Raw genomic sequence first — 17,194 nt, forward strand, 5'->3', positions numbered from 1 at the left:
TGGTACAATCGTCGAACATTGGATTGTTGCTAACCCTTGTTACGTGTTCTGTGTGTCATTCGATTGTTGTACTATAAGACTTTTAAAGAACAAATCTTGTTTATCTTTTGTGAACAATAAATTAATTGCAGTATTGTTATCCGCGATTATAGCATCTGGTTTAATCTATACTCATCCTGCTTTTGCACACAACTTTGGTGGGGATGAGAGTGCATCATGGCTTGCCAAAGTCTCTGAAATAAAGACCGAGGTTGGTCTTGTATCAAAGCATGTAGGTGACAAGCAAGCAATAGGCTACTATGCAGATGCATTAGGTGAATACTGGAATTCAAATGATACCAAAGAGATGGGTGAGAGAAATGTCTTGTTAGCAAAACAAATTCCAACCCTTATAAATTCCACTATATCTGCCGCCCAATCTAACAATGCAACCGGTACACAAGATGATGTCACTATGCTTGGTAATTATCTTGATGAATCTGTATCTGCTCGAGTCGACCCTTCCAAACTTGACAACTCTACAGTGCAAGCACTTGCAGTAGTCTTTGTTCTAAAAGAGTCTCTTGAAAAATATGGTGATGCTCTAAACTCTACTGTTGATTTGAATGATATGTCGCAAATGAATATGAATGATAACATGTCTGGTACATCTGGCGGTTCAATGTCTGGCATGTCAGGTTCCATGTCAATGCCTGCTACCATAGTTGATCAAAATGCTTATGAAAATTCCGTAGGACTTGCAACTACTGCACAACAAATGTTTGGTGATGTAGCATCAAAGAATTCAAGTGTTGCTGGAAATGACAAGATTACTACTGGCTTTACAAAACTAGTTCAAGATCTAAACAACAAGTCAGATGTCAATACAATAATGAAAGATGTACATGTGGGAATCCATCCGACATTGATTGCATCATATAATATTCAAGAGGCATCAACATCTGCAGTGCCAGAATTCCCATTACCTGCTGTCCTGATTATAATTTCAATTGCAGGTGTAGTGTTGGTAACTAGATTCAAATCACAGGTGCGATTCTAAGATATCGTCACGTGACTGACATGATGAAAAAATTTCTTGTTACTGGGTCTGTATTGTTTCTTGTTGCAACTCTTGTATTTGTCTCACCATTGGGTGTAAAGCCTGCTGAGGCACATATCACCAAAGTTTTTGGAAATTATCTTGTTGAGGTAGGTTGGGATAATGAGCCTGTATACACTGGTCTTGTAAACGCTGTTCAGGTTACAGTCAAAAAAGGAAGTGGTGACAGTGCAACTCCTGTAATTAATGCACTAAAAGACATGCAAATTTCAATTCAATATGGTGGTGTGACAAAGCCTCTTGACTTTTTGCCAAGCAGTACAGTTGATGGACAGTATGTTTCACCCTTGATTCCGACTAGGGTTGGAACATACAGCCTTGTGTTCAAGGGTTCAATAAACGAACAAGCAATTGATGCTGAGATACCTCTTGATGATGTTGCAAGTGTGGATGTACTGAACTTTCCAGCATCTAGTGGATCTTCATCTGGAGGTTCTGTTGATACAAGCCAGATGGGTACACTTGTAAATCAATTGACAAGTGACATTGAAGATGCAAAAAATAATGCAGACTCGGCAGCAAAAAGTGTGTCAAATGTGGTACAATCATTCCAACAGGTAAAAGATACCACTGACAAACTGTATATGATAAGTATGACTGGAATAGGTATTGGAATTGCTGGAATTGTAATAGCAGTTATTGCAATTACAAGAAAACAACAACACTGAGAATCTTTAGATTGTCTGAGCGATTCTCACAAATGATATTCTTCCGAGTCTATAATAGCATAAAATCCAATAACTGAGTATGGCAAAAAACTATTCTAGCATACTTGTTCCACTTGATGGTTCAGAGTATTCTAAGAGAGCACTAGATGAAGCCGTTGAAATATCAAAAAGGCTTGACTCGCAACTTGATCTTCTTCATGTTGTGTCTACTTCTGCAGCTCAGCCCCCTGGAATTGTACTTTCAGGCGTGATCAAAGGAAAGGGTGCAACAAAAGCCGTTGATGAGTACGTCAAAAAGGCACTAAGTGAAGCTCACGGTTTTATGCAAGAGTGTGTAATGTATTGCAAAAACAAGGGAGTAAAAGCAACCTATAAGGTGGTAACAGAAAATCCTGGCAAGGCCATACTAGATCATGCAAAAAGAAATGAGAGTGATCTGATAATTATGGGAAGCCAAGGATTGCGAGGAATAAAAAAGATAAAAGTGCTTGGAAGCGTGAGCAGACAGGTATTGGAAAATGCTTCATGCCCTGTAGTGGTAGTTCACTAAATTCTAAATTCAAAATCTATTTTATTTTTTCAATTACTTCTACAAGTTTCTGTTCTATCTCAGTACCCATCTTGTCCAGTCTACTGTCTTTGATATTTGCAAGAAGTGCAGTAGGCCTGGCAAGGCTGATGAAATTTTCCTTGTCTTTTTGGTATACTGCAATGGTGCATGGAAGTAACAGTCCTATTTCTGGGTTTGACTCTAGTGCCTGTTTTGCTGCGCCAGGGTTACATACTTCGAGCAATCTGTACTCCTCCTTGTAATCGAGGCCTTTTTTTTGCAAAATTGCTTTAAAATCAAGTATTCCAAGGACGCCAAAACCAATTTCTTTCAGACTTGTTGTGATGTCTTCTATTGTCTTGTCTATTGTTTTTCCTGTCTTGGTGGTATAACTGAACTTGTCTGTCATTGTGGTAGCTGGATATGGTATCTGCAAGTTATAATGATGTTGATGTTTCCCTTTGATGTCATCGGTGCCACATCATGCCGTTGTAAGTAAAGTTATTCTGCATCATCCATGGACCCATGTATGTATTTTGAAAGTTCCTGTCTTTCATCATTTGGTACATGAAATCTTGATTCTGTAACATGTAATTGTACATCTGCTGTCTTAGCTGAGGATCTTGCATAATTGTTCCCATCCACTGACCCATATACTGTGGATTTTGTGTCATAAATTGGCTCATGTACTGGGGGTTTTGCATCATGTATGACATGTATTGTCCTTGCACCTGTGGATTTTTTCCCATCATTTGATTAAACATGGAAGGATTTCCACTCATCATTTGGTATGGGTTTAACGTGTTCATGAAAATAGCATAGCCTGTACCTAGTCCTGCAAGAAATATTCCTACTGCAATTCCTGCTAGTATATACTTGCTAGTCATGAAATGTGGTGGTGTTACTTTGAATATTATTACTGTAGAAGAATATCACTTTTGAGAATGTGACTAGTATCTTATTGTGAATCTATTCTGTAAATTTCTCTTGTACTGTTTTTCTCTGTGTAACAAATGCGTACACAAAAGATGATGATACGATACCTATTGCTAGAATGGGACCTGTCATCTTTGGAAGTATCTCTGTGTTTGTTAGTATTTCATACGGTACCACTGATGCAATCATCAAAGCCGTTCCGCTTAGAGCGTATGACATTACTTTAAAGCCCTTTGTATGAAGTATCTTTGAGAAAGCAGAGCGCAGTATTATGCTATCAAATGTGTCTATGGTTATCATTCCTATTGCAAAAAATCCTGCCAAAATAAAGGCTGATTGGACACCTGCTGTAGCAGATGATACTGCTGAGAGTGTAATTGCTGAAATTTGCGTTGCAGTGTCAAATCCCAAACCAAACACAAGTCCTGTTACTACTGCCGAGCCTGTAGGACCTAGGATTCCTGTTTTGCCTAGTACCTTACTTGCAAGTATTGAAGATCCGCTCTTGCCCCATCTTTTCATGGAGTAGATGTTGGTTACTCCTATTGCTCCAAGCGCTATGGCCCCAATGATTCCCCCCCATAATGATATGGTACCAGAATTAGTTATGCTGCCTATTACGTAAATTATGAAGATCATCTCTGCAAGCACTGAGATCATGTGGCCTATGCTAAAGCCAGTTCCAACTAGGCGAGATTTTTTTACTGCATTATGCAATCGTACCAGGTTGTCTATTGCAGTAATGTGGTCAACATCCAGTGCATGGCGTATGCCCAGAAATATCATTGTAGGAATTGAAATTGCGATAAATGGCCATATCTCAACCATGATTTGATTTTATCATTTGACTCTCGTATTTATTTTTAGTTTGGAGAATGTCAGATGTGACTAGGTTTTAAGAATCCTAGTCTATTTTATGTACAAAGCGACACTAGATGTAACTGGAGAGAAAAAAATTGAAGTGCAAAGGAATCTGTTACAGGTTTGCGGCAAAAAAGCCAATTGGGGGATTTAGGTTTGCAGCAGGACAGAGACCATGCTCTGTATGTGGAATATTTGTGGACTCGTTATCTGTTGGCATTCGTTGTCCATGTTGTAACAACAAATTGAGATTAAACTCTAGGAATGCAAAATCACGCAAGAATAGATTCAACTTGGGTGTTCTCAAGGCTGGAAACTTGATCGAGTCTGGCCAACTGATGACTGTTAAACTAGTTTTAAATAAGTAAATGGAGTATTGGGTGGTATATTGGATACAAAAGACTTGGATGAAAAGGAAAAACCGGTGGATGGAAAGGAAGTAGAGGTAGATAAAAAACTAGTCCAGATAATTATTGGCAATTCTTCTGATATATCACTTGACGACTTTCAGGTAAATGATAAAAAAATACTATCACTGCTAAACCAAGACAGTGACATATCTGATACCAAGTATACTTTTAATGGGCTTGTGCGAAAACTTGGAATTCACCAGCAAAGTCTTGCACGATCATTGCACAGGCTTGAAAGTGCGGGACTGGTGACAAAGACAGACTATGGGTACAAACTTGCAAAGAATTTGGATTCTGTGTTGGTAAAAAAATCTAGGATTGTTCTTGAACACATGTCAAAGAAGATATCTGGTCAAAATGTTCCGTTTGAGCAGATATTGCAACTATATGTGCCGACAACTGTTACAGTTGAGCAAGTTGTTGCCAAACTTTTTGGCAAGTGGTTTGGTTCACTGCGTTGGTTAGGAATGGTACAGGGTGATGGTGGATATATTCTACAATGGGAAGGAGAATCCAAGTATCATGTGAACTTGAAGATTGTGTCACGATATGCTGTAATTGAGAGCAATGCTGCAGGTGACAAAAACAAATCAGAGGCAATGATTGATGCTCATAGGATAGTAGAGCAAATAACAAAACTACTCAAGACAAACACTGAGGCATCTGGCGGGAAAACCACTAGAGATTTTGGCCTATACAACTAGTATCAATTTTTTAGGATTTTAAGATACAAAATATTATAAAATTGTACCCAAATTACTTGTGTGGATTCTCACTATGAACAGTACAAACTAGCTCTTGTGTCTTCAATAGAACTAGTATTGATGCGGAGGGGAAATGTGGAATACAACTTGGTGATGGCAAGACTTGGGGCGCTTTATGGTTGCAAGATCTCTGACTGTTATGAACATCCTGAATATCTCAAAACAGTACTTGTTGAAGTATACCAGGAAAAATACCAGTCAGTAATATCTGAGATAAAATCATATCTTGGAGATTTAGCTGAAGAGCCTGCATTGGTTGATTTTTTTAATAAAATTTAACACTGATATGGCAATAATTTTTGTAATGATATCAAGTGATATTGTAAATGTTGGCTGTTGAAAAGATTTCATCCATGAGATATCTTGTTGTGATACTACTTGCAATATCTTTTGTACTGTTGTTTTCAAATTTATTTGGAAAACATTCTGCTACGATATCATCTGACTGGTTGAATTTTGGAGTATCTTTGTTTGCGTTGGTGTTTTCTTTGGCAATCTCTGTAAAAACTGGCAAGACTGGAAATCATGGCAAGGCCTGGATATTGCTTGCACTGTGTTTGGCCTTTTGGTTTGTAGGTGAAAGAATATGGATGGTATCTGAGTTAGTGTATGGTGAAAAGCCCTGGCCATCACCTGCTGATTATTTTTGGCTTGTAGGATATTTTTTCTTTTTTGCATTTTCATATTATTATGTAAAGCCATTTAGAAAATCAATCTCAAAGAAAATGATTGTACTTGCAACTGTTGTGCCTATTGTTGTCATGGGCGCGACTATCTATGTTACTGCTGATAGTAATTCTGATCTTGACATGTATGAGAAGATACTTGCCAACTCTTATCCTGTGCTTGATTCTGTATCTCTAGTTCCAGTGATATTGGGTCTTGCCATATTTTTTAGAGGAGCAGTACATTTTACATGGATTTTGTTGTTTTTAGGAATGTTTTGCTTTGTGGTCTCTGATCTTGGCTATCTGTATTTTTCACTAGATGACTCATACTATACTGGTCACCCAATAGACATACCCTATCTGTGGGCGTACACACTTTTTGCATATGGAATAATGGGATACCTACGAGTCTTTTCAAACAAGGACAAATCTCGTGAAATAAAATATTAAAAAATAAAAAAAGAGTTGTACTCTTAGGAGTTGTCTGTGCGTATCTTGCGGAATGCCTTTCCGGGTTCTATTATGCCAGTTTCCACAATCGGCTTTTCTCCAAGTGCCTTTTCTATTGCAGCCCTTCCAAGCTCTATTGCCTGCTCTAGGTTCATGTTCTTGTTATATCCTTTTGTTATCACATCAAGTGCTGTATCAGAGGATTGACCTATTGCAAATCCTGATCCTCTAAAGAAAGTCCCGCTTGGGTCCACTTGATAGAGTTGTATTCCTGTCTGGTCATCGCCTGAAATGATTATGGATGCTGCTTGCGGTCTTACTGCATATGTTGTATAGTTGTGTAGGAAACTGCTGAGATGTTTTGCAAGAGAATCAACATCGATTGGGGTTTCGTATGTCAATCTGTGTTTTTGAGACTCAAGTCTTAGTGTGTCAATTAGTTGCAAAATGTCTCCAATGTATCCTGCACCAGTTGCTCCAATGTGAAAATCCACTGGAAATATCTTCTCAGATGGTTCCATCAATGGATGTGTTGGCTTTATTTGGCTTGCAATTACTGCAAAGTCTGGAGTCTTGATTCCGATTGTGGTAGAGCCGCGGTTTACTGCCTCTAGTGCACTGTCTACTAGAACAAGTCTTCCTTGCGGTCCGTAAAATGGGAATCTGTTTCCTTGTGACTCGGACATTTTATGCTGCAACCTCCGTCTGTAGGTTTGGTATGGCTAGAATGTTTATGCCGTTTCCAGAACCTGGATCTCTTTCCATTGCTGCAGATACTGCGCGAGATGCAATCTCGCTTGCTTGGCTGTTTGTCACAGATTTTGTGTATAGGCTCTCAAGTACTCCGTATGCAATAGGTGAGCCAGAACCTGATGATGCAAAATCTTCTTCTGTTATTGCACCACTCATGTCTGCTGCAAATACATGTGCACCTTCTCTGTCTACTCCTGCCACGAGCAACTCTACATAGTATGGTTGGTAGTTTCTAAGCCCCGAGTAGGCAATGTTTGCTATTAGCCTTGTGGACTCTTTTATGGTAAGAGGAAATCCTCTTCTTAGTTCCATGAGTCTTCGCTCTGCTTTTGCCACTTTGATTATATGTTCTGCGTCTGAGAGTTGTCCGGCGATTGCAACAGCTAGTGTGTCATCTATCTTTGCAATTTTTTGTACTATTTTTGATCCTATGAAAAAGCCCTTGCTTGCTCTCTTATCTGATCCAAGTACAACTCCGTCGGTTGTCTTGATTCCAACTATTGTTGTCATTGTATGGTATACAAGTGGCATTGATTAATTGACTAGCGTTGTGAAAATCCAGTCACCCTTGTCTTGGTGATTGCATTGTAAGTAGCATTTTTTTATTGGTGTTTTGTATGAAATTTGATGCGAGACATCAATGATATAATGCCCAAAGTTCCAAACATGAGGTGGGGTGCGCTGACAAATGCATATCCTACTAATGACAAAATAAAAGAAATGGACAAATTGTTTCCACATGATGGCAGGTGGCATACTGTATTTGAGGAGACTGACATGGTCTTTGTTGATGGTGTTCGAATTTGGAAAAAAGATGCTGACAGGCTGAGCTAAATTTTTAATTGGTTCTAAATCTCTGATCTGCAATTCCGATTATTTCAAGTCCAGTATCTTGTTTTGTTGGCTTGATTGCAAAGTATGGGTCTCCCCACCGTCTATAGTGTAAAATTGATTGGTCGCCTGTCATGTGAACTGCTATGACGTTTCCTTTGTCAGGTATGTTTAAAGTATGAAATGTAGCAAGTCTCTCCTTTCTTGTTTTGTTGCTTTCTGTCTGCATAAAGATAAAATCTGCCGCACCAAACTCGTACAACTCTATTACTGGCTCAAATGGGTTTTCATCTTGGTTTTGGATGTGGTGTATTACGTAGCTGTTAAAGTGGTATCTTGCATATTCTTCCATGTGTTCTACCTCATTTCTATACGTCCAGGGAGAATCTCTGTCAAAGACAATGTTGTAGCTTGGTAGGGTGTCATTTTTCTGCCCCTCTAGTGCGCAATACATGGCCTGCAAGCCAAACATCTTGGCCTTGGCATTTGTAAGGCCAAACAATTCGTAGATTGCACTGTAACTTCCTGTCTCTTTGGATGATTCTATTGATTCTGACATGGGTACTCCCATTGCAGCACAAAGTGATGTATGATACATTTTTGCAAATGGCTCAAATGCTTTGGTTGCCTTTTCTTTTAGTCCATTTAGATGCTGTATCTTTTTTTCAAATTCTGATGCTGGTTCATATCTGAATGTATTTGCTTGGTCTATGGAATCAATTCTGGTTATTGCATCCTTTATTTTTGGTATAATATCTTGGGAGATCTTGTATTTTTTTATTATTTTTTGCAATATGTCTGATTGATATTTGTCTAGCATGACTTGTTTTTGAAATACTGGCATAGAGTTAAATTTCCTTTGCAAATATCTAGCAACAATTGGCACAGAGGATACGACAAACAGATCCATATATGCAGATCTTGAATATTGCTGATTCAATTCGTTTTGTTGGTAGGATAAAGGATAGAAAATTGATTAATTTTGCGCGAAAAACAGATGCTGCACCACTGCTTGATGAAGAGCTAAGCAACATGGTTCACTATCAGGCATCTGTCAAGGCATCATGGGATGAAATGTTTAATGAAAAACTTGGCAAGACAAACTGGATGATAACATCAAAAGAAAAAGTAAAACTGATTACATTATTTCTTGATGATGGACTTTTGATACTTTCTACAGAACCTGATTCTGAACATGACTTGATAATATCAAAAGTAAAGCAGCTAAATGTCAAGCTGTAAGAGATTGGCATTAAGCTAATGTTATGAAAAGTAAGCTTTGCTATTGAGAGAATTCTATATCGACTGTCAACTATATGGAATATGAAAGTAAGGTCATTTGTAATTCACATTATATGTGCTCTTAGTCAGCATCTGACCAGGCAAGATACTTTCTTGGAGAGGTCCTACCAAAGACGCCTCTCCAATTTTTTCTTATTATGGGTATTGACGGTGTGACTTTTTGTTATATATTAACTTCTTGAGGGACTATATCCAGTGTTTTTTCTTGCCGTGTTCTATGACTAGTCGGTATATCCGCTCAAAGGAATCTTGTGAAATGATGTCTTGCTCTAGTGTGCGGTGGATGATGGATTCCAATTTGATGTGTTTTTGTCGAATCATCTTTGTTATTTCATCAAACATTTGCTTGATTATTTCGGATTCTTCTGGCTCTGACATGTCTATCTTGTTATGTTGAAAAAACTTAAGGGTTATTTATTTGAGGTCTAGCTATATCGGTATGAGCGCTGGCACTATAAAAAAAGCCAAGGCACTTGCCAAGGATGGCGTAGTGATGATTGATGATGATCTCTTCCAGGTAAAATCCTCAAGTGATCCGTCCAAATCTTACATGGTTACATCCGACAGCTGTGATTGTCAGGGGTTCAAGAATTTCTACAAGTTTCACCATGGAAAAGGTCTCAAGGCAAATTGCTCTCATATTGAGGCTGTCAAGATATTCAAAAGTGAATCTGTGAAAAAGACAAAATAATTATTTTTTCATGTCATGGTGCGCCTTGATACAATATTAGATATTCGTCTGGTCTGTCTCGTTCTCTTTTTGCCTTTAATGCATCTTGGTATTTCTCATAATGTTCTATGAAATACAACCTTCTTCCAAGTGGCTCAAAATAATCAATTCCGCAGAGGTCAAAGCCTGATTGTGGGGTGAGTGATTTTATTTCTTCCTCTGTTACATCTGAGCTCATGATATGTACAAAATTCAAATGAGATATTTCAAACTAGCTAGTTTTTGGAATCTGAATGTAGTATTGTCACTGACTTGGACATCAATTCTTTTGTAGGAATTACGACACTTTCATTTTTTTCATTGGTGATTATTATATGGAAGACTTCGGATGAAGTGATTGTTCCTGTCATGTCTCCGACTCTGATCTTCTGGCCTACTTTGTATACTGAGCGATACCCTGATGTTCCTGCTATTGCTGTTGGCAGCAAGTCCTTTAATGTGAATCCTAGGCCTATTGCCACTGCAGTACCTATTGCAGCTGCTATGCTCCATGAGAATGCTGATACAAGAGTAGGTATGACTGATTGGCCTACTCCAATCTGGGTGAGGCCTATTGCAAAGACTATGCTGTAGATTACTATCTTGACTCCTACTGCAATGTATCTGCTACCGCCGTAATTGTGGATGACAAGTTCGTGGTTTATCCACTTGATTACGTAGTTTGCTATTATGGAGCCAATTATTACTATCATGACAAATGCCAGCAGATTTGGTATCCAAAGCCATAATGATGTAAGGGCGCTTGTAAGCTGGTCTAGTTGCAATGAGTTTATTGCAGCTACTATGAAAAATAGGTAAACAAACCACTTGACTGTGGCAGCAATAAGGCGTGCAGAATTTATCTTTCCTAATGTGTTTTCAACTGCTTTTGATTCGGAAATTATTTCAGTGCCTGCCTTTTTTAGAACTCGAGTTGCAGTCTTTTCTACTACTCGGGCAACTATTTTTCCGACAATTAATCCAATTATGAGTAATACTGCGGCTGCGATTATTTTTGGGGCAGATGTTGCAATCTCTGTTGCAAATGTCTCTAGGGCCTTTGTTTCAGGGCCGTAGAACTTGTCTGCAAGTGATGTCTCTTGTGCATATGCCAGTCCGAATCCTGATGATACAAACAGTACAGTAAGCAATATTGCAAGTTTCAATCCAGTCAAATTACACATAACCAAATAGCTGGAAAGATATACCTGTTGATAAGCTAAAGTTATGACAACTAAGCTATGTTGCTAATTTTCTTAAATAAAATCAGTTCAGGATTATTTTTTTGAGCTCTTCGGGATTTTCAATGACATGATCTGGGTGGAATTTTAACAGCGCACTTTTTGTGTTGTATCCCCAGGAAACTCCTATGACCCTGATTCCTGCCTTTTTTGCAGCTTCGACGTCTCTTATCTCGTCTCCAACGTATATTGGATCGTCATGAGGTATTGTTTTTTCCTTCATCATCTTTTTGAGGAGTCTGCTTTTGCCAAATACTGCCCTTCCGGCATATATGAAATCAAACAACTCCAGGTCGTTTTTCTTTAAAAATTCGACAACATTTTCTCTTGAATTTGTGGTCAATATGCCTAGAACACAGCCATTTTCCTTGAGGTGCACAAGTGTATCTTTTAGATCTACTGCTGTCTTGAGGTTGATTATCTCTTTGTTCATCTCAAATCTTATCTTTCTTGCAACGATTGGGAGCTTGAATATGGATATTCCAAGGTGCCTGAGTACTGCGCTAGGCTTTTTTTCTCGTAATTTTGGTAAATCACTGAGTGGGATCTTTTTGTATCCGTAATGATCTGCAAACCTGTTTGCTATTCTTATGACTACTGACAGAGTGTCTGCTATGGTTCCGTCAAAATCAAAGATTATTGTATGCATTAGAGTTTCGCTGGAAACTGCTGTTAAAGACTGTTATGAATTGGGATTTTTTTATTTAATTGTCGAGAAATTGTCTGTTTGCATGTTTGATCTCTTTGTTTTGAGTTGCATGGCTTGCAGAATTGGGATAAAAATGCTGGAAAATGGGTAATGCAAGGGTCACTTGTGATTTATTCTAAAAACATAATATCTACAGATTTCAATTTCTGGTATGCGTAATTCATCACTACTTGATGAAGCCTATGAGTTATGTGAAGAGGGCAAGTATACTCTGGCTCTGGAATACTATGATTTGATTTTATTCAAGAACCCGAAAAATGTAACTGCCATGATAAACAAGGGTGTTACCTTGCAGACACTTGGCAAGCACTCCAAGGCAATCAAGTGTTATGATTTGGCGCTTGAAATAGATGACAAGAATCTGGATGCTCTTGTAAACAAGGGATCGGCACTGCATACTATTGGCAAGCACCATGATGCAATTGATTGCTATGACAAGGCACTGAAGGTACAGCCAAAATATGCACTTGCAATGGCATACAAGGGCCTGTCTTTGGGTGAAATTGGGTTGCTAAAAGATGCAATCAAATGTTTTAATGCGGCCTTGAAGATTGACAAAAAGTTTGATCTTGCATTGAGCAATAAAATAATTGCACTTGAGCTGCTCAAAAACAATACAAAACTAAAACCTAAGCTCAAAAAACGAGAAACTGGATGATTGTGGTTATGTCATCACGTTGACTTGACATGCTCGATGAACTTGTCAAATCCGTATCCTACTGCGTCTGAAACTGTATTGTCTGGTACAACGTTTATCATCCATGCCAAGAGTCCTGCTGTTTTTACATCTACCACGATATTTGCAATAGTTCCACCATCTTTTTCACCGTGAAAGCCCCATGTTTTTTCTAATTTTGTGGTCATGGTTGTTCCTTTTAGGTCACCTGAAACAACTTCTACGACATAATCTCCATTTGCATCTGTCTTGCATATTGCCTGGGTGTCAAAATACAGTCCATTTATGCCTACGTTGATGTCTACAAGCTTTGTACTGTTATCTAGTATCTTGGCATACTTGACATTGTCAGGAAATATTTGTGGATACTCAGTGACATTTGTTATTGTATTTAGCAGCGATGACTCTGTCACGTCTGAAACTTTTTGTAATGTGATTACCTTGTCTGCATAAGATGATGGTATAAACGAAAAGACTGTAATTGCTAGTAAGATTATGGAAAATATTGTAATTCTGTGGGAAAGGTTATGTCTTTCCATCATTTGACCCTGCCGATGGAAGTTTGATGTAATCGTCTGGAACTCGGCCATTTTCATCAAATGGGATTGGTTGGTTGGTCATGTTTGCAATGTTTGGATGTTGAATGTACTGGTCATTGAGTTGTTGGTTTACTGTAACCATCTCCACGTGTCTTATTGCTGCATATTTTGAAAATTCCTGCATCGCATCTTCCCATGTTCCTCCTTTTGCAAGAACTTGTTGCATGGCAGCGTGACCAGCATCAATTCTTTGTTTGGTAAATGCAAATTCTCCCTGGAATACTTTTTTGGTATCATTTGATGGAACTGTATCTAGAAATCTCGTGTATGCATTGTCTGAGCTGTTTTGTGATGTCTGTGTCTGAAGTATCTGATATGCTTGGTCCTCTAATTGTTTTGCAATTTGTCTTTGTTGGTCAATGAGTTTTTGATTTGCTTCCTGGTCTTTCTGGTTCTTTTCTAGTTGGGCTACCTGTTTTTTTGAGTATTCTATTTCACTTAGAATTTTTGCGACAACTGGATTGTTTTGCAAGTCTGATCCTGTAATTGTGTGACTTTCAAGCTGGTTTGATGTGTCTGCAAATGCGGAGCTATGTCCTCCAAGATATGATATCATGACAACTGAAACTGCTACAAGACTGGCCATTCTTGTGAATCTGCCTGTTTGCATGTCAAGTAATTTAACCCCTTGGTATATAACTATTGGTGTACCAATCATTTGTATACCAGTGAGTCTACTGTATATCATGCGTAAATTAGATCTAAATGAGAGCGTAGGCACGCTGATAGCGCTTACTGCAAAATCTCAGGAGCGCCTGGCAGAGATTGAGATGAAAAAGCAGCTAGGGTTAACACCTGCCCAGTGGAAAGTGATTCTTGTACTAAATATCACAGATGGGCTGACCCAAAAGGAGATTGCAGAAAAAATTAGTATTGATGGAAGTACATTGGTACCTGTGCTAGATAAGATGGAAAAAGAGGGCCTGGTAGAAAGGCGCGCTGATGCTAAAGATAGGAGAAACAATAGAATATTTCTGACTCGAAAATCTGAATCTACTGTTGATTCTATAACATCGATAATCATTCAGTTGCGCAAGAAGGTGTATTCTGGAATACCTGAATCTGAAATTGACTCTGCTAAAAACGTAGTAAAATCTATGATGAAAAATATAGAATCAGAACTAAATAAAATAAAAACCTCAAAGGGTAATATGTCATGATGATATCGGAAACAAAATTTTTCTTTGTCTTGCTTCTCTTACCGGTATCACTTGCATTTGCTGAACCTGCAGTACCTGGAACTGTTTTAACTTTTTACATAAATGACATAAACTTGTCAACTGATCATCGCGCTGTGATGACCATACCTACATCAGGTCTTGTTGATTTTACAATAAATGGAGTTTCAGTATCTGGACCTGATGCAATGGTTGAGACTGGAATAGATACTGGAGTATTTCAAGTACAATTGACATTACCTGATTCTGTAAATGGCAAACCACTAAAAGATGGCGATGTTGTTTTGATGACATATCATCAAAGAGCAGATTACTCTGGAAATCCCACTGATGTAACTCAATCTGTGGTTCTCACAAGCACTCCGTCAAGTCCTGTATCAAGCTCGTCATCAAATGTGAGAATAGGTCAATACTTTAAACTCCAACTGTATGCTCCAAACTATAATCTTGATTCGTTTACTCCTGATGATATACCGCTTGATATGGTTGAGGTGCACATGGGTGGAGTGCAAACTACACTTGCAGATAGTTCGTTTCAAGTAAATCCGTATACTATGAGGGAGACTGGTCCGAATACTGATACCTTTGAGGTAAATGTCAAGATACCAAAATCAATTGTTGGGTTTCCAGTAGAGATGGGCTCTACCATAGAATTTAGATTCAAGGATCCTTCTATGCCTTCAAGTGTATTTGTCACTGTTGGCGGTACGAGTTCTAACTATGGCTCAAGCTATGGGGGAACATCACCGCCTCTTGTGCTTCCTTCAATGACATTTTATTCAACAAATTCTGTAGGTGTCAAGGTAAACTATACCAACTCTGCACTATTGTCTGGCTTGCAGTCACCTGTATGCAGTCCGCCATCTGGTTCATTTTTCATGACAGGTGCCACTACAGTTACATGTGCTGCTAGGGACGCAAATGGAAATTCAGTGATAAAGACATTTACCGTAAATGTAGTACAAAGTCAAAACAAGATTCCATCCTGGACTAAAAAAACAGTAAAGTCTTGGTGTGCAGGTGATACCACTGACGACCAACTGTCATCTAGCTTGCAGTATCTTGTAATGCGTGGAATAATGAGTGTCCAAGGTGACTCTAACTTGGGTTCAAGTCCTGACAAGACAACATTGTGTTTGTGGTCTGATAACAAGGTGTCTGACTCGGATGCTGCAAATTCTCTTTATCTGCTGTCAAAGTAAAAACTTAATTTCAGACAAGTAGGAGTTTATTTTATGAAAGCTACTTTTGGTGCTGGCTGCTTTTGGTGCATTGAGCATGTATTTAGAAAAAAAGGAATAACATCTACAACTGTTGGATACATGGGAGGAAAGACTGTAAATCCTACATATGAGGATGTGTGTACTGATACTACAGGTCATGCTGAAGTAATTCAAGTAGAATACGATCCGTCCAAAATTACATATGGAGAAATTTTGGATATTTTCTGGAATAATCATGATCCTACAACTCTCAATAGGCAGGGTCCTGATGTTGGAACACAGTACAGGTCTGCAATTTTTTGTCACACGCCAGAACAGGAAAAAGAGGCAAACAAATCAAAAGATGAATTGGAAAAATCAGGAAAATTTGGCAGAAAGATTGTAACTGAAATTACTCCTGCAAAAGAATTCTACAAGGCAGAAGAATATCACCAGAAATACTATGAAAAATGTGGAATTGTATGAAATCGAAATAATTTGTTGGTAGATTTGTTTTATAACTGGCAATGGGGTTTGGTTATTAATTGAAAGCAAAGGAGATTGCACGGCTTGTATTTTTCTTTGGATTAATCGGGCTTGGGGCATTTATCTTTCTGAATTTGGACTTGGCACATCGCAAAAGAGACATGTACATACTGTTTGCATTGTCTATCATTTCTTTCATATCTGGGTGGGTTGGGCTTTTTCGCTACTCTAGATTTTGGAATATGCTTGAATAATTTGATAAAAAGTGGTCTTTTTCTATAAAAATGACATTTAATATATCATGAGAAATATTTTTTGACATAAATTCTTAAATAATTTAAAATTGTAATATGTATGTGATCGTAAAGTCACTCTTGATGGCTTGACGACGCGTGGTCCGGCAGGAATCTTTAGCGAATGCACGCAATGGCGTTGATTCCAAAGGAGGTAATCTCCAAGCATCCTGCATTAGAGGGCCACGCCACTACATTCTATTCTTCTTTGGCCCGACTTTCTTTTGAAATATTATGATGGCAAGTATTATGCCGCCTGCTCCGGCAAGCCCAGCTATTATCAAGTATGTGAACATGTTCATGTAAAAGTTGAGTACGCTCATGTTAAATGCATATGATAGGATTCCACCATTTTTGAAATCTACAAGATCAACGCGTATCACATGATTTCCGGATTCTTTGAAAGTGTAATCTAAATCCCATTTGCCGGAACTGTGGTCTGAGGATGGAAATGAACTGACAATATCATCATTATAGTATATCTTGGCTCCCATTCTGAAATTATCTACCGGGTTTTCGTTTTCGTCAAGTACTAGGAAATGAATGGTTGTTATCTTTCCAACTTCTGGTACAGGAGGAGTTGTTTCTATTTTGATTTCATAGTCTCCAATTCTTGTAGAATCTGTGCTAAATGGAGGATGATTTACTTCGTATACTCCTAACACTACAAAAAAACCCAGATAAATTGGAAGGAAAATGAAGAATCGTTTTCGCACATGTATCCAGAGAATGTTTTACTATATTACATTGACTGTATTTGTCAAAATGGAAAAATGCATCATGCGTAGATGTTCATTTGAGATTCTTCG

The 17,194-nt window shown here is 38.3% G+C and carries 28 protein-coding genes; 15 read left to right on the top strand and 13 right to left on the bottom strand.

Translation table 11 applies throughout. The features are described 5' to 3' along the window. Positions 1-109: 109 nt before the first annotated feature. The 3 genes from NSIN_RS05565 (at position 110) to NSIN_RS05575 (ending at position 2,317) form a co-directional block, all read left to right on the top strand. A complete protein-coding gene (locus tag NSIN_RS05565; protein WP_101009835.1) occupies positions 110-1,039 on the top strand; it encodes a hypothetical protein in 930 nt (309 codons plus the stop codon). An 11-nt stretch (positions 1,040-1,050) separates the two neighbouring features. Then, positions 1,051-1,767, top strand: coding sequence for a hypothetical protein (locus tag NSIN_RS05570; protein ID WP_101009838.1), 717 nt, complete (start codon positions 1,051-1,053; stop codon positions 1,765-1,767). A gap of 79 nt (positions 1,768-1,846) precedes the next feature. Continuing rightward, positions 1,847-2,317 (top strand): universal stress protein, encoded by a 471-nt coding sequence (locus tag NSIN_RS05575; RefSeq protein ID WP_101009839.1) that lies wholly within the window; start codon positions 1,847-1,849, stop codon positions 2,315-2,317. 16 nt (positions 2,318-2,333) lie between these two features. Here the strand turns inward: NSIN_RS05575 and NSIN_RS05580 are convergent, their stop codons facing one another. From NSIN_RS05580 to NSIN_RS05590, 3 genes are all read right to left on the bottom strand, one after another. Beyond that, positions 2,334-2,753: a DUF302 domain-containing protein gene (locus tag NSIN_RS05580; RefSeq protein ID WP_245871914.1), complete on the bottom strand. Its 420-nt coding sequence runs from the start codon at positions 2,751-2,753 to the stop codon at positions 2,334-2,336. A 31-nt stretch (positions 2,754-2,784) separates the two neighbouring features. After that, positions 2,785-3,204, bottom strand: a complete 420-nt coding sequence (locus NSIN_RS05585) for a hypothetical protein (RefSeq protein ID WP_101009842.1) — start codon at positions 3,202-3,204, stop codon at positions 2,785-2,787. Between the two features lie 82 nt (positions 3,205-3,286). Beyond that, positions 3,287-4,081, bottom strand: a complete 795-nt coding sequence (locus tag NSIN_RS05590; protein WP_101009844.1) for a HoxN/HupN/NixA family nickel/cobalt transporter — start codon at positions 4,079-4,081, stop codon at positions 3,287-3,289. Between the two features lie 128 nt (positions 4,082-4,209). On the opposite strand from NSIN_RS05590, the gene NSIN_RS05595 reads away from it, so the two are divergent. Genes NSIN_RS05595 through NSIN_RS05610 form a run of 4 tightly spaced genes read left to right on the top strand, consistent with a single transcriptional unit; the run spans position 4,210 to position 6,406 of the window. After that, the gene (locus NSIN_RS05595; protein ID WP_177346286.1) at positions 4,210-4,482 is read left to right on the top strand and encodes a hypothetical protein; all 273 of its coding nucleotides are present in this window, start codon (positions 4,210-4,212) and stop codon (positions 4,480-4,482) included. A 20-nt stretch (positions 4,483-4,502) separates the two neighbouring features. Then, positions 4,503-5,228, top strand: a complete 726-nt coding sequence (locus tag NSIN_RS05600; protein ID WP_101009847.1) for a hypothetical protein — start codon at positions 4,503-4,505, stop codon at positions 5,226-5,228. Between the two features lie 60 nt (positions 5,229-5,288). Beyond that, positions 5,289-5,567, top strand: coding sequence for a hypothetical protein (locus NSIN_RS05605; RefSeq protein WP_101009848.1), 279 nt, complete (start codon positions 5,289-5,291; stop codon positions 5,565-5,567). Between the two features lie 47 nt (positions 5,568-5,614). Then, entirely contained in the window at positions 5,615-6,406 is a 792-nt protein-coding gene (locus NSIN_RS05610) for a hypothetical protein (RefSeq protein WP_101009850.1), read from the top strand. Positions 6,407-6,429: 23 nt separating this feature from the next. Here NSIN_RS05610 and NSIN_RS05615 read toward each other — a convergent pair whose 3' ends face one another. Together NSIN_RS05615 and NSIN_RS05620 are read right to left on the bottom strand one after the other, a co-directional pair. Next, a complete protein-coding gene (locus NSIN_RS05615; protein WP_101009851.1) occupies positions 6,430-7,092 on the bottom strand; it encodes a hypothetical protein in 663 nt (220 codons plus the stop codon). Between the two features lies 1 nt (position 7,093). Continuing rightward, positions 7,094-7,669, bottom strand: a complete 576-nt coding sequence (locus tag NSIN_RS05620; protein ID WP_165775256.1) for a proteasome subunit beta — start codon at positions 7,667-7,669, stop codon at positions 7,094-7,096. Positions 7,670-7,786: 117 nt separating this feature from the next. On the opposite strand from NSIN_RS05620, the gene NSIN_RS05625 reads away from it, so the two are divergent. Beyond that, positions 7,787-7,993, top strand: a complete 207-nt coding sequence (locus tag NSIN_RS05625) for a hypothetical protein (RefSeq protein WP_101009855.1) — start codon at positions 7,787-7,789, stop codon at positions 7,991-7,993. Between the two features lie 4 nt (positions 7,994-7,997). On the opposite strand, the gene NSIN_RS05630 is transcribed toward NSIN_RS05625, so the two are convergent. Next, the gene (locus tag NSIN_RS05630; RefSeq protein ID WP_133124074.1) at positions 7,998-8,834 is read right to left on the bottom strand and encodes a hypothetical protein; all 837 of its coding nucleotides are present in this window, start codon (positions 8,832-8,834) and stop codon (positions 7,998-8,000) included. Positions 8,835-8,869: 35 nt separating this feature from the next. On the opposite strand from NSIN_RS05630, the gene NSIN_RS05635 reads away from it, so the two are divergent. Continuing rightward, entirely contained in the window at positions 8,870-9,232 is a 363-nt protein-coding gene (locus tag NSIN_RS05635; RefSeq protein WP_133124075.1) for a hypothetical protein, read from the top strand. Positions 9,233-9,478: 246 nt separating this feature from the next. Here NSIN_RS05635 and NSIN_RS05640 read toward each other — a convergent pair whose 3' ends face one another. Further along, positions 9,479-9,670, bottom strand: coding sequence for a hypothetical protein (locus NSIN_RS05640; protein ID WP_101009860.1), 192 nt, complete (start codon positions 9,668-9,670; stop codon positions 9,479-9,481). Positions 9,671-9,731: 61 nt separating this feature from the next. On the opposite strand from NSIN_RS05640, the gene NSIN_RS05645 reads away from it, so the two are divergent. Further along, positions 9,732-9,983: a hypothetical protein gene (locus tag NSIN_RS05645; RefSeq protein WP_101009862.1), complete on the top strand. Its 252-nt coding sequence runs from the start codon at positions 9,732-9,734 to the stop codon at positions 9,981-9,983. A gap of 13 nt (positions 9,984-9,996) precedes the next feature. On the opposite strand, the gene NSIN_RS05650 is transcribed toward NSIN_RS05645, so the two are convergent. The 3 genes from NSIN_RS05650 to NSIN_RS05660 form a co-directional block, all read right to left on the bottom strand. Continuing rightward, positions 9,997-10,200 (bottom strand): hypothetical protein, encoded by a 204-nt coding sequence (locus tag NSIN_RS05650; RefSeq protein ID WP_101009864.1) that lies wholly within the window; start codon positions 10,198-10,200, stop codon positions 9,997-9,999. A gap of 37 nt (positions 10,201-10,237) precedes the next feature. Continuing rightward, complete coding sequence (locus NSIN_RS05655; RefSeq protein WP_101009866.1) at positions 10,238-11,185, bottom strand: mechanosensitive ion channel family protein; 948 nt, start codon at positions 11,183-11,185, stop codon at positions 10,238-10,240. 82 nt (positions 11,186-11,267) lie between these two features. Continuing rightward, on the bottom strand, positions 11,268-11,891 hold the full coding sequence (locus NSIN_RS05660) for an HAD hydrolase-like protein (RefSeq protein ID WP_101009868.1): 624 nt from the start codon (positions 11,889-11,891) through the stop codon (positions 11,268-11,270). Between the two features lie 211 nt (positions 11,892-12,102). Here NSIN_RS05660 and NSIN_RS05665 point away from each other — a divergent pair, with 211 nt between their 5' ends. Then, the gene (locus tag NSIN_RS05665; protein WP_101009870.1) at positions 12,103-12,609 is read left to right on the top strand and encodes a tetratricopeptide repeat protein; all 507 of its coding nucleotides are present in this window, start codon (positions 12,103-12,105) and stop codon (positions 12,607-12,609) included. A gap of 14 nt (positions 12,610-12,623) precedes the next feature. On the opposite strand, the gene NSIN_RS05670 is transcribed toward NSIN_RS05665, so the two are convergent. Together NSIN_RS05670 and NSIN_RS05675 are read right to left on the bottom strand one after the other, a co-directional pair. Then, complete coding sequence (locus NSIN_RS05670; protein ID WP_101009872.1) at positions 12,624-13,169, bottom strand: hypothetical protein; 546 nt, start codon at positions 13,167-13,169, stop codon at positions 12,624-12,626. Beyond that, positions 13,153-13,836, bottom strand: a complete 684-nt coding sequence (locus NSIN_RS05675) for a hypothetical protein (RefSeq protein WP_165775257.1) — start codon at positions 13,834-13,836, stop codon at positions 13,153-13,155. The genes NSIN_RS05670 and NSIN_RS05675 overlap by 17 nt, the downstream gene beginning before the upstream one ends. A 76-nt stretch (positions 13,837-13,912) precedes the next feature. On the opposite strand from NSIN_RS05675, the gene NSIN_RS05680 reads away from it, so the two are divergent. Genes NSIN_RS05680 through NSIN_RS05695 form a run of 4 tightly spaced genes read left to right on the top strand, consistent with a single transcriptional unit; the run spans position 13,913 to position 16,346 of the window. Beyond that, positions 13,913-14,386 (top strand): MarR family winged helix-turn-helix transcriptional regulator, encoded by a 474-nt coding sequence (locus NSIN_RS05680; RefSeq protein ID WP_165775258.1) that lies wholly within the window; start codon positions 13,913-13,915, stop codon positions 14,384-14,386. Then, the gene (locus NSIN_RS05685) at positions 14,383-15,606 is read left to right on the top strand and encodes an HYR domain-containing protein (protein WP_101009878.1); all 1,224 of its coding nucleotides are present in this window, start codon (positions 14,383-14,385) and stop codon (positions 15,604-15,606) included. The genes NSIN_RS05680 and NSIN_RS05685 overlap by 4 nt, the downstream gene beginning before the upstream one ends. A 33-nt stretch (positions 15,607-15,639) precedes the next feature. Beyond that, entirely contained in the window at positions 15,640-16,092 is a 453-nt protein-coding gene (gene msrA, locus NSIN_RS05690) for a peptide-methionine (S)-S-oxide reductase MsrA (protein ID WP_101009880.1), read from the top strand. Between the two features lie 59 nt (positions 16,093-16,151). After that, the gene (locus tag NSIN_RS05695; protein ID WP_133124077.1) at positions 16,152-16,346 is read left to right on the top strand and encodes a hypothetical protein; all 195 of its coding nucleotides are present in this window, start codon (positions 16,152-16,154) and stop codon (positions 16,344-16,346) included. 230 nt (positions 16,347-16,576) lie between these two features. Here the strand turns inward: NSIN_RS05695 and NSIN_RS05700 are convergent, their stop codons facing one another. Further along, entirely contained in the window at positions 16,577-17,101 is a 525-nt protein-coding gene (locus NSIN_RS05700; RefSeq protein WP_133124078.1) for a hypothetical protein, read from the bottom strand. Positions 17,102-17,194 lie beyond the last annotated feature (93 nt).

Origin of the sequence: Candidatus Nitrosotalea sinensis (assembly GCF_900143675.1) — an archaeon.
GTDB lineage: Archaea > Thermoproteota > Nitrososphaeria > Nitrososphaerales > Nitrosopumilaceae > Nitrosotalea > Nitrosotalea sinensis.

Coding starts and splice junctions, on each gene's coding strand:
- NSIN_RS05575 (WP_101009839.1), top strand. CDS start 1,847: ATGGCAAAAAACTATTCTAGCATACTTGTTCCACTTGATGGTTCAGAG.
- NSIN_RS05585 (WP_101009842.1), bottom strand. CDS start 3,204: ATGACTAGCAAGTATATACTAGCAGGAATTGCAGTAGGAATATTTCTT.
- NSIN_RS05590 (WP_101009844.1), bottom strand. CDS start 4,081: ATGGTTGAGATATGGCCATTTATCGCAATTTCAATTCCTACAATGATA.
- NSIN_RS05610 (WP_101009850.1), top strand. CDS start 5,615: ATGTTGGCTGTTGAAAAGATTTCATCCATGAGATATCTTGTTGTGATA.
- NSIN_RS05615 (WP_101009851.1), bottom strand. CDS start 7,092: ATGTCCGAGTCACAAGGAAACAGATTCCCATTTTACGGACCGCAAGGA.
- NSIN_RS05620 (WP_165775256.1), bottom strand. CDS start 7,669: ATGACAACAATAGTTGGAATCAAGACAACCGACGGAGTTGTACTTGGA.
- NSIN_RS05625 (WP_101009855.1), top strand. CDS start 7,787: ATGCGAGACATCAATGATATAATGCCCAAAGTTCCAAACATGAGGTGG.
- NSIN_RS05630 (WP_133124074.1), bottom strand. CDS start 8,834: ATGCCAGTATTTCAAAAACAAGTCATGCTAGACAAATATCAATCAGAC.
- NSIN_RS05640 (WP_101009860.1), bottom strand. CDS start 9,670: ATGTCAGAGCCAGAAGAATCCGAAATAATCAAGCAAATGTTTGATGAA.
- NSIN_RS05645 (WP_101009862.1), top strand. CDS start 9,732: ATGAGCGCTGGCACTATAAAAAAAGCCAAGGCACTTGCCAAGGATGGC.
- NSIN_RS05650 (WP_101009864.1), bottom strand. CDS start 10,200: ATGAGCTCAGATGTAACAGAGGAAGAAATAAAATCACTCACCCCACAA.
- NSIN_RS05655 (WP_101009866.1), bottom strand. CDS start 11,185: ATGTGTAATTTGACTGGATTGAAACTTGCAATATTGCTTACTGTACTG.
- NSIN_RS05660 (WP_101009868.1), bottom strand. CDS start 11,891: ATGCATACAATAATCTTTGATTTTGACGGAACCATAGCAGACACTCTG.
- NSIN_RS05665 (WP_101009870.1), top strand. CDS start 12,103: ATGCGTAATTCATCACTACTTGATGAAGCCTATGAGTTATGTGAAGAG.
- NSIN_RS05670 (WP_101009872.1), bottom strand. CDS start 13,169: ATGATGGAAAGACATAACCTTTCCCACAGAATTACAATATTTTCCATA.
- NSIN_RS05675 (WP_165775257.1), bottom strand. CDS start 13,836: ATGCAAACAGGCAGATTCACAAGAATGGCCAGTCTTGTAGCAGTTTCA.
- NSIN_RS05680 (WP_165775258.1), top strand. CDS start 13,913: ATGCGTAAATTAGATCTAAATGAGAGCGTAGGCACGCTGATAGCGCTT.
- NSIN_RS05685 (WP_101009878.1), top strand. CDS start 14,383: ATGATGATATCGGAAACAAAATTTTTCTTTGTCTTGCTTCTCTTACCG.
- msrA (WP_101009880.1), top strand. CDS start 15,640: ATGAAAGCTACTTTTGGTGCTGGCTGCTTTTGGTGCATTGAGCATGTA.